Here is a 16,330-nt window from a genome sequence, read left to right on the forward strand (position 1 = left end):
AAACAACTCCTTCTCAATTCCGGTCATTTCGTATACACTAAATCTATGCAAAGGATTGTCTATTTACGACTGAACGGGAAAGGGATGGAGAAGGTGACGATACAGTTCGAACAGATATTCAAACATGCTTTGCCTGCTATTCAGAGCAAGAGAGACGAATTCCGTCTTTATGGCTATCCTACGGTGACAAATGAAGAAATTTGGAAGTACTGCATCCGGAAAAAATGGCGTAAGAAAAATGTTTCAACAATGCGGATTCATGAGATCGTGAATGGTGTGTTGGCATTGACACCTGCAGAATTCATGACGTATACACAAATCGAGGAGCAAAGGGAATCGAATTGGTTCTCAGATTTAAACAGTGATGAGTTGCAGTTGCTTCTTTCTCCGAAAAGCAAATAATCATCACTAATTCGATGAATGTCCAACTATTTGACAGATGCCATTCACTGTTTCATAATTGGAGTGTTGTATTTTCTTAAAAACTGTACATAGCAATCGTCTTACCGCTCCACGTACAGAGGGGGAACTAATTTATGAAAAAGAGAAGTAGGATCGTAGCGTTTCTGTTATTGCTCGTCATGTTGGGATCTTTGATAGGCGTTACGGCAAATCCGATTATAAAAGATGTTCGGCTTGGACTTGATTTGCAAGGGGGCTTCGAAGTCCTATACGAGGTCCAGCCGCTTAAAGAAGGGCAAAAAATTACCGAAGAAATTGTCACTGACACAGCGGGTGCATTACGAAACCGTATCGACGTGCTCGGCGTAAATGAACCTGTCATCCAAGTCGAATCGAATAACAGGATCCGTGTGCAATTGGCGGGTGTGGAAGATCAGGAGACTGCACGTGAATTATTATCCACACAGGCAAACCTGACATTCAGGGATGCAGACGACAATTTGATGCTGGACGGAAATGACTTGAAAGAAGGAAAGGCGAAAGCCAACTTCGGTCAAAATGGAAATCCTGTCGTTACGCTTGAGATGAAAGATCCAGATAAGTTCGGGGAAGTAACAGCTGAGATTAAAGCAAAAGCACCTGAAAATGTAATGGTCATTTGGATGGACTTTGAAGAGGGCGTAGACTCATACAAAGAGGAAAGAATGAAGGAAAAACAAAAATACATTTCCGCTCCTTTTGTAAGTCAAGTGATTAACTCATCCAATGTTGAAATCTCAGGAAGCTTCACAGTTGAAGAAACAAAAAATTTGGCAGGCATCTTGAATGCCGGCGCACTTCCAGTCCATCTAGAAGAAATCTATTCTACTTCTGTTGGTGCACAATTTGGAGCGCAAGCGTTGGATAAAACGATTCTTGCCGGTATCGTTGGTATATCTTTGATTTTCATTTTCATGCTGATTTATTATCGTATTCCAGGATTTGTGGCTATTATTACGCTTTCTGTATATATTTACCTGATCCTTACTGTCTTTACAGGCATTAACGGAGTTCTGACACTTCCAGGTATTGCCGCTCTAATGCTTGGTGTCGGTATGGCGGTCGATGCAAATATCCTGACATACGAGAGGATTAAAGAAGAACTGCGTGTAGGGAAATCGGTGAAGTCGGCATTCTCGGTAGGTGCGAAATCTGCATTCACCGCCATCTTGGATGCCAATATTACGACTTTGCTTGCAGCTGTCGTCCTTTTCATTTTCGGGACAAGCTCCGTCAAAGGCTTTGCAACAATGCTTATCATCAGTATCCTCGTCAGCTTCCTGACCGCTGTTTGGGGTTCACGTCTACTGTTAGGTCTTCTTGTCAATAGCGGGATGCTTGATGGTAAGACAGGCTTATTCGGGATTTCGAAAAACCGGGTCCATACACCTGAAGAAGATGTAGATACGCTTGATCTTACAACGAAATTCGATCGGTTTGACTTTGTTCGATCCCGTAAGAAGTTCTATGTCATTTCGATGGTATTAATCATTGCCGGAATAATTGTTCTCGGGATCTTCAAATTGAACTTGGGTATTGACTTTGCGGGTGGTACACGTGTTGAAATTTTATCGGACAAACCGTTAACAGCCGAGGAAATCTCTGGCACTCTTGAGGAAATCGGACACCCGTCAACAGACATCGTCATTTCCGGGGATACGAACAATATTGGAGTTACTCGATATAAAGAGGAATTTAGTCAAGAAACAGTCAATAAGTTCAAAAAAGATCTAGAAGCTCACTACGGTGCAGACCCGAACATTTCAACAGTATCCAATAAAGTAGGTAAAGAACTCGCGGGCAATGCGTTTAAGGCCTTGCTAGTCGCTGCGCTAGGAATCATCATTTATGTCGCATTCCGTTTCGAATGGCGCATGGGTGTTTCATCTATTATCGGTCTGATTCATGACGCATTCTTCATGGTTGCAGTGTTCAGTATTTCGCGACTTGAAGTTGATATCACGTTTATCGCTGCTGTACTGACGATTGTCGGATATTCGATCAACGATACGATTGTAACGTTCGACCGGATAAGGGAAAACTTGCATAAAGTAGGCAAAATCAACGATGCGAAACAATTGGCGGATATCGTCAACAAATCGCTCCGTCAAACATTGGGCCGTTCAGTGAACACCGTCTTGACAGTCATCTTTGTCGTCGTTGCATTGATTGCTTTAGGTGCTGAAGCAATCCGTCCATTCTCCATCGCGTTATTGATCGGATTGCTGGCCGGAACATATTCATCCATCTTCATCTCAGCTCAAATTTGGTTTGACTTGAAGAAGAAAGAGCTTGATAAAGAAGGAACGTTAAAAGTTGATAAAGAGAAAAAACAATGGGGTTCTGACGAGCCGGTAGTCTGATGACTGGCAGTTGTACTAACGTTTCAAACCTCTACGAAACAGGGTATACCTAAGTGTATATCCTGTTTTTATTTTGATGAAAAGGGAAGGTGGAGAAGGATGAAGATGCAATGGTCGTTAATTCTCAGTATTCTGTTCGCCATCATTATTGCCGTTTTTGCTATTCTTAACATTGAATCCGTAAAAGTGAATTATTTGTTTGGCGAAGCGCATCTGCCACTCATTCTCGTCATTCTTTTTACCGCACTGCTTGGCGCAGCCATCAGCGGCTTCATCGCCATGTTCAGAGCGATCCATGCCAATCGGCATATCAATGAGTTGAAAAAGGAAATGACCGCAAAAGAAATCACGATTGCAACTCAGCAAAATGAAATAGCCGCATTGCAACACTTGGTAGAACCAGCAATAAATAAGGATAAAGTCGAAGGAGAAACGTAAGCACCCTGCATGGGGTGTTTTTTATATCCTGAATTATTCAGGAGTAATTTGCTGGCAATCGGCATAGCCCCTTTAAGAGTCCGTCATCTTCAGATATAATGGGCATAAGAGGATGTGAGCCATTTTGATAGAATCAATGAAGACGTGGACGATCAATCGTCCTGATGAAGCAATCGTAAATACATTCATGAAAGAGCTTAGTATCCCTTCTATCCATGCCAAAATCCTCGTCTCACGCGGGTTTTCGGATGTGGAGGAAGCTAAGTCCTTTTTACATATGGAAGACAGTTGCCTGCATGATCCGTTTTTGCTGTTTGATATGGAAAAAGCGGTGGACCGGATTCAGCAAGCGATCGAAACAGATGAAAAAATTACCGTCTACGGCGATTATGACGCGGATGGCGTCACCAGTGTCACCGTATTGACGACTGCCCTTGAACAACTCGGTGCGAATGTTGACTTTGCCATTCCGAACCGGTTCGAACATGGTTATGGACCGAATATCAATCTGTTCGATGAGTTGCACAAGGCAGGCACTTCGCTGATCATCACTGTCGATAACGGCATATCAGGTCTAGAAGCAATCGCGCACGCTAAATCCGTTGGAATGGATATCATCGTTACGGACCACCATGAAATCGGGGATGAGCTTCCGATAGCGGATGCCATTATCCATCCACGGCATCCTGAAGGGAATTATCCATTCGGTGAGCTTGCGGGTGTAGGGGTTGCCTTCAAGGTGGCCTGTGCTTTACTAGGAGAAGTGCCCGAAGAGCTATACGAAATCGCTGCAATCGGCACAGTCGCCGACCTTGTCCCTTTGAAAGATGAAAACAGGTATATCGTCAAGGAAGGAATCAGGCGCATGAGGACCTCAGAGCGACCTGCAATCCAGGCACTTGTCAAAGTGAGCGGTACCGATCAGCATACACTTTCCGAGGAATCGCTTGGTTTCATGATCGGGCCTCGATTGAACGCGCCGGGGCGCCTAGGGAGTGCGGATCCGGCCGTCCATCTGTTGAAAACGGAAGATAAGCTGGAAGCGATGACGATTGCACAGCAATTGGATACATTGAATAAAGAGCGACAGGCTCTTGTCACAAAGATTGTAAACGAAGCAGAACAGACGATGACCGACATGTATGGCGACATGCTGCCTTATGTCATCGTCATTTCTGGTGTTGGCTGGAATCCAGGGGTTGTTGGCATCGTTGCATCCCGCCTCACCGAAAAATACTACAGGCCGTCAATCGTACTGTCCATGGACCGTGAGATGGGGATTGCAAAAGGTTCTGGACGCAGTATTGCCGGTTTTGATTTATTCAAAGAGTTGTCGAAGACTGCAGATCTTCTGCCCCATTTCGGCGGCCATGAGATGGCGGCAGGCATGTCCCTTCCGATTGAGGATGTGGCAGCGTTACGTAACCGATTGAATGATCAGGGGAAACTGAGTTTGACGGATGAGATGCTCACACCGAAATTGCAGATCGATGTTCCTCTTGAAATTGGCGAGATCGATGTTGATGTGCTGGAATCGTTGGAATTGCTCCGACCATTCGGCGTGTCGTTTGAGAAGCCTGTTTTTTTAATTGAAAACCTTTCTGCAACATCCGTGAGGAAAATAGGCGCCGCGAAAAACCATTTGAAACTTGAATTGACAGATGGGATGGACACACTCGATTGTATCGGTTTCGGGAATGGGGAAATCGCTGATGAAATGAGCCCTGGCGTCACGCTGTCCGTCACCGGAGATTTGCAGGTGAATGAATGGAATGGACGTAAGAAACCGCAGATGCTGCTCGATGATATCCAGTCAAATGATCGACAGCTTTTCGATCTTAGAGGTATTCGGGAGCCGAACCGATGGATTTCTCTCATCCCGGAAAAAAACAATGTCTTCATCGCATTCCAAGAAACATCCATCGCTTATTTCCGGCCGATCCTGAAAAATATTCAAATCCAACATTTCGAACGAGCGGAACTGTCGGAAACCGATCATGTCATCATACTGGATATGCCTGCTGGGACGGAACAAATGAAAGAGTTGATTGAAAAAACGAATCCGAAACGGGTCTACGCCCATTTCTTCGTTAACGAATCGTTGTACTTTGAAGGGATTCCTGGTCGTGAGCATTTCGGTTGGTATTACAGCTTTTTGAAAAAGCGGGGCTCGTTTGATTTGCGAAAGCAAGGAGAGGAATTATCGAAGCATAGAGGTTGGAAGATCGACACAATTTATTTTATGACAAAGGTGTTTTCCGAGCTTGGATTTGTTAAGATAGAGAATGGTCTTGCTATTGTAATCGAAGAGGCGGGGAAGAAAAGTCTCTCCGATGCACCTTCATATAAACAGAGAGAGCGGCAGATCGAATTGGAAAAGATGCTTGTATACGCACCATATAAGGAATTGAAAAAGTGGTTCGATGAAATTTGCAAAGAAACCGTCAATAGGGAGGAACAATTATGGATTTGAAAAGTTTCGTGACGATTGTCCCGGACTATCCGAAAGAAGGCATCAGTTTTAAAGATATTACGACAATTATGGATAATGGGGAAGCGTATAAATATGCGACCGACCAGATTGTCAAATTCGCAAGGCAAGTGGGAACGGATATTATCGTTGGTCCCGAAGCAAGGGGATTCATTATCGGTTGTCCTGTCGCGTATGCATTGGAAGTAGGTTTCGCGCCAGTCCGGAAACCTGGTAAATTGCCGCGTGAGACTATAGCAGTCGAGTATGACCTTGAATACGGCAAGGATTCCTTGACGATCCATAAAGATGCCATCAAGCCAGGGCAACGTGTTTTGATTGTTGACGATTTGCTTGCAACTGGCGGGACAGTCGGCGCCACAGTTGAACTTGTGGAGAAACTGGGTGGAGTAGTCGCAGGATGTGCGTTCTTAATCGAGCTGTCCTATCTGAACGGCCGTGAAAAACTAAAAGGCTATGATATTCAAGCGCTTATCACTTATTGATGAAAGGCCCTCCGCGATGCGGGGGATCTTTTTTTATCCATAGGGCTTTACATTTTTATCGGTTTATACATACAATAGAATTATCTTTAATTTTTTGCGGAATTAGTCGAAAGGAGTAGAAAAATGGCGAAAAATCGTGACATGACGGCAGAAGATATATTTGAAATCGTTGCCTCATATATGAATGGACAGCATGTCGCGTTCGTCAAAAAGGCGTATGACGCAGCGAAGGCTGCTCATGAAGGGCAATTCAGAAGTTCGGGCGAACCGTATATACTTCACCCTATCCAAGTGGCGGGCATTTTAGCAGAATTGCAGATGGACCCTTCCACAGTCGCCGCAGGTTTCCTTCATGATGTCGTGGAAGATACCGATGTGAGCCGTGAAGACATTATACGCGACTTCGGTGAAGAAGTGGCAATGCTTGTCGATGGCGTGACGAAGCTGGAAAAGCTGAAATTTAAATCAAATGAGGAAAAACAGGCAGAGAACCACCGAAAAATGTTCATCGCGATGGCGAGGGATATCAGAGTCATTCTTATCAAGCTCGCTGACCGTCTCCATAATATGCGGACATTGAAGCATGTCCCGGAGGAAAAGCAACGGAGAGTAGCGGCTGAAACTCTTGACATTTTCGCACCGCTTGCACACCGGCTCGGAATTTCCACGATCAAGTGGGAATTGGAAGATACTGCACTTCGTTATTTGAACCCTCAACAATACTATCGAATCGTCAATATGATGAAAAAAAAGCGTGATGAACGTGAAAAATATTTGTTGAACGTCATGGATACAATACGCGCGGAAATAGCTGAAATGGGCATTGAAGCTGAATTAAGCGGCAGACCAAAGCATTTGTATTCCATTTACCGCAAAATGATCCTGCAAAACAAGGAATTCAATGAAATCTATGACCTTCTTGCGATTCGCATCATCGTCAAAAGCATCAAGGATTGTTATGCGGTGCTTGGAATCATCCATACGTTATGGAAACCGATGCCGGGAAGGTTCAAAGACTATATCGCAATGCCGAAACAGAACCTTTATCAATCTATTCATACGACAGTAGTCGGACCCGCTGGCGATCCGCTTGAAGTGCAGATCCGGACAGAGGAAATGCATAGGATTGCCGAATACGGGGTTGCAGCCCACTGGGCGTATAAAGAAGGGAAAACCGTCTCGGAAAAGCCGGATAATATTGATTCCAAACTGAAATGGTTCCGCGAAATACTTGAGTTTCAAAATGAATCCTCCAATGCAGAGGAATTCATGGAGTCATTGAAGTTCGATCTGTTTTCGGATATGGTGTACGTTTTCACGCCGGATGGCGATGTCATTGAAATCCCGCAAGGCTCCGTGCCGATTGATTTTGCGTACCGGGTCCATTCTGAAGTAGGGAATCGGACAATCGGGGCCAAAGTGAACGGCAAGATGGTGCCTTTGGATACGGAATTATTCACAGGCGATATTGTCGAAATTCTCACATCAAAACAATCATTCGGACCAAGCCGTGATTGGTTGAAAATCGCAAATACATCGCAAGCGCGGAATAAAATCCGTCAATATTTCAAGAAGCAGCTGAGGGATGAGAATATTATTAAAGGCACGGAACTCGTTGAAAGGGAAGTGAAGCTCCAGGAATTCGATCCGAAAGCCGTTCTTACGAATGAAAATATTCAGCGGGCCATCGATAAATTCAGCTTCACTTCCGAAGAGGACATGTATGCCGCTGTCGGATCCAATGGCATAACTGCACAGCAAGTCGTCAACAGGCTTGCGGAAAAGATCCGCCGGGAGCGCGATCAGCAGGATGCGATCGATAAGATTGTTTCCGATATGAAAACGCCTCAACAAGTAAGGACAACGGAATCGGGGGTTATTGTCAAAGGACTTGAGAACTTGCTCATCCGCCTTTCGAAATGCTGCAACCCGATTCCGGGGGACGACATTGTCGGATTCATTACGAAAGGCCGTGGCGTTTCCGTACACCGGGCAGATTGTCCGAATATCCTGACCGATGAAGATAATGATCGCCTGATCGACGTCGAATGGGCGGTCGATATGAACAATGAACGCAAGGAATTCCAAGTCGATATTGAAATCTCCGCATTTGACCGCCAAGGACTTTTGAATGAAGTGATGATGATGGTAGCGGATTCGAAGACGCCGATTGTGGCTGTGAGTGGAAAAGCAGACCGTGATAAGCTTGCGAAAATTAGCATGACGATTAAAATAACGGATATCGCCCACTTGCATAGGATTGTCGAACGGATTAAACAAATACGCGACATCTATTCCGTGCAGCGGGTGATTCATTAAGCAGGAGAGTGTTTGTGCATGAAGGTCGTATTACAAAGGTCCGGCAATGCTTCCGTGACTGTTGATGGTGAAGTGACCGGCTCCATACGGAATGGGTACGTCCTCCTTGTAGGCATCACACACGACGATACGGAACAGGACGCAGAATACATTGCAAAGAAAGTTGCCGGCCTTCGTCTATGGGAGGATGAAGAAGGGAAAATGAACCGTTCCATCGATGAGGTGGACGGCGAAATCCTTTCCGTTTCCCAATTCACGTTGTACGGCGACGTGAGAAAAGGGCGACGTCCAAGCTTTATTGAAGCGGCAAGACCGGAAAAGGCGGAGCCCATTTGGAAACACTTCAACAAAGCGCTCCGGGAGCAAGGCTTGAAGGTCGAAACCGGTGTGTTCGGTGCAATGATGGACGTGAGCCTCGTCAACGATGGCCCCGTGACAATCATTATTGAATCAAAATAATTGATATCGCAGCCCTGGATATACGGGCTGCGTTTTTTTTGCAAGGGTTCCATTATTTCATCAAGGGCCCCATTATTCCCGCAAAGGCTCCATCCCCACAAAAAAACACCATGGAATCATAAAGTTCCATGGTGTCGCTATTTAATTTAAGTCGAAATGATCAAGCAGCCCTTGATAAATTCCGTGCGATGCCTGTTCACGGAACATTTCAGTCGTCAGAATCCGCTCCTCGGATGGATTCGATAAAAATCCTAATTCGATGAGAACAGAATTTTGACGATTCTCCCGCAACACTAAGAAATTGGCAGGCTGCGCACCGCGATTTCGCAGGCTTATCGTCGAGGCCAGTCCTTCATTGATGGAGGAGGCCAGCGATTTTTGATTCGAATGCGTGTAATACGTTGTGAATCCTGTAATCGACGTATCAGGATTTGCATCGTAATGGATGCTGACGAATGCATCAGCTGCTGTTTGCTGGCTGACAGCAACGCGTTTGCGCAATGAGACATATGTGTCGGACTCACGTGTCATGACTACATTTGCCCCTGCAGCCTTCAGCTTGGCAGACAATAATTCAGCCGTCATCAATGTGAGCAGTTTCTCGTCTGTGCCTTGCATTCCGGTCGTGCCGCGGTCATTGCCGCCGTGACCAGCATCGACAACGATTGTAAGCCCTTTTAACGTGCCTGGCACCCTGGCCGTTTTCTTCTGTTCATCTGTGTGTTGAGCCAGGGCGACGTCGCCTGTTGAAACAACCCATTTGGCAATGAAAGCTGTTTCCCCGGAAGAAAGTGAAACAGTGTACCAATCGCCTTCTTCTCCAATGACCGTTAATTTCTCACCAGCATTCGCTCTTGTAATTATAGACGATGAGGTCGTTGCAGAAGAGCGGATATTCGTACCGTTCGTCAGTACAGTCACTTTTTTATCGCCGGCAACTGACTTGCCATTCGTTATGGTTTCTGCTTCTAATGTGCCATGGAATGAATAGACCCAGCCTGATGATTTCTTGTCTAATGTGAGGCGGATCCAGTTTCCGTCGATTGTTTCGACTGGAAAGGATTCCCCTTTTCGAATCAAGCCCACCTTCTTTGACGATAAGCTCGGTCCCTTCCTGACATTCAGTGCATCGACTGAAACCGTGAATTGCTCGGAATTTTTCACTTCTGGCTTTTCAGCTGTTTCGGCTTGTCCATGTTCCCTTTGCTGAATTTCAGTAATGTAATCAGTATGTACCCAACCGTCCATGCCGTTTTTGACGATAGAAACCCATTCTCCCTGTCGGCCAGTCATTACAGCCGTTTCACCTGCATTCATTTGTCCGATTACTGCTGCGCTTAATGAAGGCTCGGTCCGGATATTCAAGGCATTCACTTTTGAGACAGCGGTCATTGGCGCTTGTTCCTTCGCGGCCTCGCTTACGACAAGCCACGAGGCAATCCAACCAGTGCTTGAACCGAATCTGATTTCATGCCAATCGCCGGAAGTTGACAGCACTTCAGCGCGCTCACCTTGTTTCATTGAGCCGGTGACCGGATACGTAAGTCCGGGACCTGAACGGACATTCAGGGATTTCGTATTGATGATGATTGTTTCGCCTTTCGCTGAAATTGTTGGCATCTCGCAAACAATCGACGCGATAAGGATGATAGCTAGAATCCATTTGCTCAATTTCGACAAACTATCACTCTCCCTTTTTTCCATTGTAGAAGTTTTGTCATGAAAAAACCACATCGAAATGAAAAAGGTTGACACATCGTAAATGAATGGCTAAGATTAGTCTTAATTCTAAACAACAATTTGCTGTAGACATGGAAAGTAACTTTATCGCAGGCTGACAAGAGAGAGGTGGACGTGGCTGAAATCCACCTTACAGACGGATATTGTGAACAACACCATCGAGGCTCCGTGCTGAACAAATTTTTTCAGTAGGTGCGGACGGAACCGGCCGTTATCCGGGTACGAGTGGGCATGCAATTTGTGCCAATTTGGGTGGAACCGCGGAAGCTATATAAGCTCTCGTCCCTTGTGAAAACAAGGGATGGGGGCTTTTTTTCATTTTCGCGGTTCAGAATAAGCGAAAGAAGGGGAAGTCAAATGAATTTCAAAGTGCCAAGAGGGACGCAGGACATCCTGCCTTCCGAGTCGTGGAAATGGCAGAAAGTCGAATCGATCATCCGTGAAATATGCGTCAATTACCGTTACAAGGAAATCCGTACACCGATTTTCGAACAGACTGAATTGTTTCAACGGACGGTAGGAGATACTACCGATATCGTGACGAAAGAAATGTATACGTTCATGGACCGCGGCAACCGTTCCATGACCTTGCGTCCGGAAGGTACAGCTCCGGTTGTCCGTTCATTTGTCGAGAATAAGATGTTCGGATATCCTGATCAGCCTGTTAAACTCTATTACCAAGGCCCGATGTTCCGTTATGAACGCCAACAAGCCGGCCGCTATCGTCAATTCGTCCAGTTTGGCGTAGAGGCGATCGGCAGTGCAGATCCGGCAATCGATGCCGAAGTAATCGCATTAGCGATGGATGTCTATAAGCGTGCAGGATTGACGGATGTGAAGCTTGTTCTCAACTCCTTGGGTGACCGTGAATCTAGAAATGCACACAGGGATGCGCTTGTTGCGCATTTCACATCTCACATCGAAGAGTTTTGCAGTGACTGTCAATCGCGTCTCGAAAAAAAACCGCTTCGCATCCTAGACTGTAAAGTGGACCGCGAAAATCCTTTGATGGAGACAGCGCCGTCATTGGCCGATTTCTTAAATGAGCAGTCGGCGGCTTATTTCGAACAAGTGAAAGGCTACCTAGACGATGTGGGCATCGCTTATGAACTTGATCCGAATTTGGTCCGCGGACTTGATTATTACAATCACACCGCTTTTGAAATCATGAGCACGGCAGCAGGCTTCGGGGCGATCACGACACTATGCGGCGGAGGCCGATACAATGGCCTTGCAGAGGAAATCGGCGGTCCTTCCGCTCCCGGCATCGGGTTCGGGATGAGCATCGAGCGACTTCTCTTAGCAATGGAAGCAGAAGGAAAATCATTTACGCAGGAAGCGGAACTTGATGTCTATATTGTTACGCTTGAGGAGTCTGCTCACCGGAAAGGTTTCAAATTATTGAATGAACTAAGGAGTGCCGGTATTCGCGCAGATATGGACTACATGGATCGGAAAATGAAAGCCCAAATGAAATCGGCGGACCGGTATAATGCAAAAGCGGTCATCGTCATCGGTGAAGATGAAGTTGAAGGGAATGTGGTGCAGCTGAAAAATATGGCTGACGGCTCCCAAGAAAAAATCGAAGATGCAGTCATTGTTGAAAAAATAAAAGAACAGTTGAAATAAGGAAGGTTGATGAACGATATGCAACGGACACATTATTGCGGACAATTGACAGAGGAAGTTATTGGCCAGACGGTCACATTACAAGGCTGGGTACAAAGAAGACGGGATCTTGGAGGTCTCATATTCATTGATTTACGGGATCGTGAAGGGATTGTTCAAGTCGTTTTCAATCCGGACTTCTCTAAAGATGCGCTTGAAATCGCAGAAACGGTACGCAATGAATATGTCATCGAAGTTACTGGAAATGTCGTTGAGCGTGAAGAGAAGCAGAAAAATCCGAAAGTGAAAACCGGCTCGATTGAAGTGCATGTGGAAAAGGTGAACATCATTAATGAAGCGAAAACTCCTCCTTTCATGCTGGAAGATGAAACGGACGTCAATGAAGAGCTTCGATTGAAATATCGTTACTTGGACCTCCGTCGTCCGGCATTGGCACGTGTATTTAAAATGCGTTCCGATATTACAAAAACGGTTCGGAATTTCTTGGATGAGGAAGGGTTCCTTGAAGTGGAAACTCCTATTTTGACGAAGTCGACACCGGAAGGGGCTAGGGACTATCTCGTGCCAAGCCGTGTGCATCCTGGAGAATTCTATGCATTGCCTCAGTCTCCGCAATTATTTAAACAAATGCTCATGGTGTCCGGTTTCGACAGATACTACCAAATAGCGCGTTGCTTCCGTGATGAAGACCTTCGGGCGGACCGCCAACCTGAATTCACTCAAATCGATATGGAAATGAGCTTCATGTCCATCGAAGACATTATGGAAATGAACGAGCGCCTTATGAAAAAAGTGATGAAGGATGTTAAAGGGATTGACATCGAAATTCCGTTCAAACGCATGCCTTATGATGAAGCGATGGGACGTTTTGGTTCAGATAAGCCGGATACACGCTTCGGTATGGAACTGCAGGACGTTTCGGAAATCGTGAAGGATTCTTCATTCAAAGTATTTGCAGGTGCTGTTGAATCCGGAGGACAAGTGAAAGCCATTAATGTGAAAGGCGCTGCAGAAAATTATTCCCGCAAAGACATCGATGCGCTTGGCGAATTTGCTTCACGCTACGGGGCAAAAGGCCTCGCTTGGTTGAAAGTTGACGCGGAAGGCTTAAAAGGACCGATTGCTAAATTCTTTGAAGGGGAAGCTGGAGAGGCATTGGCAAGTTCACTGGGCGCGGAAGCGGGTGACCTTCTGTTATTCGTTGCAGATAAGAAATCAGTTGTGGCGGACGCATTGGGTGCACTCAGATTGAAACTTGGAAAAGATTTGGATCTCATTGATGAAACGAAATTCAATTTCCTTTGGGTGACGGAATGGCCGTTATTCGAATACGACGAAGAGCTAGGACGATACTTCGCTGCCCATCACCCATTCACAATGCCTGCTGACGTCAAAGGTCTTGAAACGAATCCTAACGATGTCAAAGCACAAGCGTATGACCTCGTTTTAAATGGATATGAGCTCGGAGGCGGATCGTTACGGATCTATCAACGCGACGTCCAGGAAAAGATGTTCAAGGCGCTTGGTTTCACTACAGAAGAAGCGCGCGAACAATTCGGATTCTTGCTTGATGCATTTGATTATGGCACACCTCCTCACGGTGGAATCGCATTCGGGTTGGACCGTATCGTCATGTTATTATCCGGTTCGACAAATCTCCGCGATACAATCGCATTTCCGAAGACTGCAAGTGCCAGTGACTTGCTAACAGAAGCACCGAGCAGCGTGGATGTATCACAACTTACCGAATTAGGGATTTCCATCCAGTCGAAATGAGTGGAACGGACAAGCTCCTGAAAGAATAATGTAATAATTTGCGGATGTAAAATCGTTGAACACAATTCTTATGTATGCTAGTATACAAGTAATACGAATCCTGAAGTGTTCGTTTCTTGCAAATCAGTTTTGACCGAACATATTTATCGTAGGGAGCTGTCATTCTGTTTTGGATGGAATGCCCCAGTAAGGGACTTCAGAAAAGACGGATGGAGCACCCACCTGCTGAGTGCGGGTTCAAAACGATACTACAAAGACGGCACATTTGGGATTCGTTCCTATTTTTTTCAAAAACATTTAGTAGACTATATTCCCCTCTGGCGTTGTTGCGGAGGGGTTTTGTATTTATTCATATATGGAAGGGCGGAATCCAATTGTTACACCAATTTTCCCGGAATGAATTGGCCATCGGTAAAGAGGGCGTCGATTTGATGCGTCAAACGACTGTCGCCATACTAGGTGTTGGCGGTGTCGGTTCGTTTGCTGCCGAAGCCTGCGCCCGAAGCGGTATCGGCCGGATCATTCTGGTTGATAAAGACACGGTCGATATTACGAATGTCAATCGTCAGCTCGTAGCAACATTATCGACAATCGGCAAGTCCAAAGTGGAAGTGATGAAAGAACGGATACATGACGTGAACAAAGAATGTGAAGTGATCGGACTTCATATGTTCTATACGGAGGATACGTACGAAGAGTTTTTCGGGTATTCTCCAGATTACGTGATCGATGCATCGGACACGATCAGCTACAAAATTCATCTGATTAAAGAATGTGTAGCAAGAGGCATCAAAATTATCTCAAGCATGGGAGCCGCAAACAAACTTGATCCAACCCGCTTTCAAATAGCGGACATTTCCAAAACGCATACCGATCCGATTGCAAAAGTGATCAGACTGCGACTAAGAAAAGAAGGTATCAAAAAAGGCGTCCCTGTCGTATTTTCCGATGAAAGTCCAATCGTCGTCAGGGAAGATGTCGTAGATACAGTCGGTAAACCTGATGCACAAATTCGCAAAGCGAAAATGCCGCCCGCTTCAAATTCATACGTCCCCTCCGTCGCAGGCCTAGTCTGTGCGAGTTGGGTACTCAACGACATCGTAAAAGACATCCGCATCGAACGAGTAAAGGACAAGAAGTAAGACACTAGCCGTTTTCCTAGTTGATTGGGGAAACGGCTTTTTGTGTTTTGTCATAATATTTATAAGTTTCAGACTCTTGAGGATTGTAGCCTAAGGCGGCGACTCCTGCGGGAATAGCACGAGCTGAAAGCCCCGCAGGAATGTAGTGACGAGGAGATTGAAGCCGTGCCCGCGGAAAGCGTCCGCCTGAAGCTGAAATCCGGTTAGAATTTATCCCCTTGTTCCATCATTCTCCACCTGTTACAATCTATATAGGTAAAAAATCATAAAACTTATGCATTATATAATATAAATCGGAAGGGCTGAAACCATTGCAAAAACAAGATGGAATCTTACTTGAAAGCGGAACGAACGAACTCGAAATCGTCGAATTCCAAATGGGACAAAACCGCTACGGTATCAACGTCATCAAAGTAAAAGAAATTATTTTGCCAACACCAATTACCGTCATCCCGCACGCGCACCCGTCCATCGAAGGAATTATACAGCTCCGAGGAGCAGTTCTTCCCGTAATCAACATGGAAAAAGTGATGGGGGTGCCGGAAACAATCGGTAAAAATGAAGGGAAATATATCGTCGCCGCCTTCAACAAGCAGGAGGTCGTTTTCCACGTCCATGAAGTGGCACAAATCCATCGAGTTTCATGGAATCAGATTGAAAAGCCCTCAGAATTATATTCAGGTGACTCTTCCCAAGTCATCGGTGTCATCAAACGGGAAAATGACATGCTTCTACTTCTCGATTTTGAAAAGATTGTCGTGGATATCAACCCTGAAAGCGGAATTCAAGTCGAACAGGTCAAGAAGCTTGGGGCTAGGGAAAGGTCCAATAAAAAAATCCTCATTGCAGAGGATTCACCGTTGCTCCGGAAATTATTGAGTGATACATTGACAGAAGCGGGTTACGGGAATATCGAGTTTTTTGAAAATGGACGAGATGCACTCGGATTTTTGGAAAGCTTGATTTCCGCTGGTAAAAAGGCTTCTGATGAAATTCAACTCGTGATCACCGATATTGAAATGCCTCAAATGGACGGTCACCATTTCA

12 protein-coding genes, 1 other RNA gene and 1 other annotated feature are annotated in these 16,330 nt (G+C 45.5%); of the genes, 12 read left to right on the forward strand and 1 reads right to left on the reverse strand.

The features are described from left to right. Positions 1 to 93 precede the first annotated feature (93 nt). The 7 genes from AWV70_RS06430 to dtd all read left to right on the forward strand — a co-directional run bounded on the left by AWV70_RS06430 (position 94) and on the right by dtd (position 8,996). Positions 94 to 402 (forward strand): post-transcriptional regulator, encoded by a 309-nt coding sequence (locus AWV70_RS06430; RefSeq protein WP_060205354.1) that lies wholly within the window; start codon positions 94 to 96, stop codon positions 400 to 402. A 134-nt stretch (positions 403 to 536) separates the two neighbouring features. After that, positions 537 to 2,804, forward strand: a complete 2,268-nt coding sequence (gene secDF / locus AWV70_RS06435) for a protein translocase subunit SecDF (protein WP_060205356.1) — start codon at positions 537 to 539, stop codon at positions 2,802 to 2,804. 99 nt (positions 2,805 to 2,903) lie between these two features. Further along, positions 2,904 to 3,242, forward strand: a complete 339-nt coding sequence (locus AWV70_RS06440) for a LapA family protein (RefSeq protein WP_060205358.1) — start codon at positions 2,904 to 2,906, stop codon at positions 3,240 to 3,242. Between the two features lie 124 nt (positions 3,243 to 3,366). After that, the gene (gene recJ / locus AWV70_RS06445; protein WP_060205360.1) at positions 3,367 to 5,715 is read left to right on the forward strand and encodes a single-stranded-DNA-specific exonuclease RecJ; all 2,349 of its coding nucleotides are present in this window, start codon (positions 3,367 to 3,369) and stop codon (positions 5,713 to 5,715) included. Next, the gene (locus tag AWV70_RS06450; RefSeq protein ID WP_060205362.1) at positions 5,706 to 6,218 is read left to right on the forward strand and encodes an adenine phosphoribosyltransferase; all 513 of its coding nucleotides are present in this window, start codon (positions 5,706 to 5,708) and stop codon (positions 6,216 to 6,218) included. The genes recJ and AWV70_RS06450 overlap by 10 nt, the downstream gene beginning before the upstream one ends. A 123-nt stretch (positions 6,219 to 6,341) precedes the next feature. Next, positions 6,342 to 8,537 carry a RelA/SpoT family protein gene (locus tag AWV70_RS06455; RefSeq protein ID WP_060205364.1) on the forward strand — a complete coding sequence of 732 codons (2,196 nt, stop codon included), beginning with the start codon at positions 6,342 to 6,344 and terminating at the stop codon, positions 8,535 to 8,537. Between the two features lie 18 nt (positions 8,538 to 8,555). Beyond that, on the forward strand, positions 8,556 to 8,996 hold the full coding sequence (gene dtd / locus AWV70_RS06460; RefSeq protein ID WP_060205366.1) for a D-aminoacyl-tRNA deacylase: 441 nt from the start codon (positions 8,556 to 8,558) through the stop codon (positions 8,994 to 8,996). 141 nt (positions 8,997 to 9,137) lie between these two features. Here dtd and AWV70_RS06465 read toward each other — a convergent pair whose 3' ends face one another. Continuing rightward, positions 9,138 to 10,676 (reverse strand): SH3 domain-containing protein, encoded by a 1,539-nt coding sequence (locus AWV70_RS06465; RefSeq protein ID WP_060205367.1) that lies wholly within the window; start codon positions 10,674 to 10,676, stop codon positions 9,138 to 9,140. 117 nt (positions 10,677 to 10,793) lie between these two features. Beyond that, positions 10,794 to 11,026, forward strand: a binding site (T-box leader). A gap of 67 nt (positions 11,027 to 11,093) precedes the next feature. Here AWV70_RS06465 and hisS point away from each other — a divergent pair. The 5 genes from hisS to AWV70_RS06490 all read left to right on the forward strand — a co-directional run. Beyond that, a complete protein-coding gene (gene hisS / locus AWV70_RS06470) occupies positions 11,094 to 12,365 on the forward strand; it encodes a histidine--tRNA ligase (RefSeq protein WP_060205369.1) in 1,272 nt (423 codons plus the stop codon). A gap of 18 nt (positions 12,366 to 12,383) precedes the next feature. Further along, positions 12,384 to 14,141: an aspartate--tRNA ligase gene (gene aspS, locus AWV70_RS06475; protein WP_060205377.1), complete on the forward strand. Its 1,758-nt coding sequence runs from the start codon at positions 12,384 to 12,386 to the stop codon at positions 14,139 to 14,141. Between the two features lie 94 nt (positions 14,142 to 14,235). Further along, a non-coding RNA gene (gene ssrS, locus AWV70_RS06480) (6S RNA) lies at positions 14,236 to 14,417 on the forward strand. A gap of 98 nt (positions 14,418 to 14,515) precedes the next feature. Continuing rightward, positions 14,516 to 15,283, forward strand: a complete 768-nt coding sequence (locus AWV70_RS06485) for a tRNA threonylcarbamoyladenosine dehydratase (RefSeq protein ID WP_060205371.1) — start codon at positions 14,516 to 14,518, stop codon at positions 15,281 to 15,283. A gap of 311 nt (positions 15,284 to 15,594) precedes the next feature. Next, positions 15,595 to 16,330: chemotaxis protein (locus tag AWV70_RS06490; RefSeq protein ID WP_060205373.1), on the forward strand; the 736-nt coding region annotated here is incomplete at its 3' end.

The organism is Sporosarcina koreensis (assembly GCF_001531445.1).
Taxonomy (GTDB): Bacteria; Bacillota; Bacilli; order Bacillales_A; family Planococcaceae; genus Sporosarcina; species Sporosarcina koreensis_C.

Excerpts from the sequence above, each read along its gene's own strand:
- AWV70_RS06440 (WP_060205358.1), top strand. The coding sequence starts at position 2,904 with ATGAAGATGCAATGGTCGTTAATTCTCAGTATTCTGTTCGCCATCATT.
- hisS (WP_060205369.1), top strand. The coding sequence starts at position 11,094 with ATGAATTTCAAAGTGCCAAGAGGGACGCAGGACATCCTGCCTTCCGAG.
- secDF (WP_060205356.1), top strand. The coding sequence starts at position 537 with ATGAAAAAGAGAAGTAGGATCGTAGCGTTTCTGTTATTGCTCGTCATG.
- aspS (WP_060205377.1), top strand. The coding sequence starts at position 12,384 with ATGCAACGGACACATTATTGCGGACAATTGACAGAGGAAGTTATTGGC.
- dtd (WP_060205366.1), top strand. The coding sequence starts at position 8,556 with ATGAAGGTCGTATTACAAAGGTCCGGCAATGCTTCCGTGACTGTTGAT.
- AWV70_RS06450 (WP_060205362.1), top strand. The coding sequence starts at position 5,706 with ATGGATTTGAAAAGTTTCGTGACGATTGTCCCGGACTATCCGAAAGAA.
- AWV70_RS06455 (WP_060205364.1), top strand. The coding sequence starts at position 6,342 with ATGGCGAAAAATCGTGACATGACGGCAGAAGATATATTTGAAATCGTT.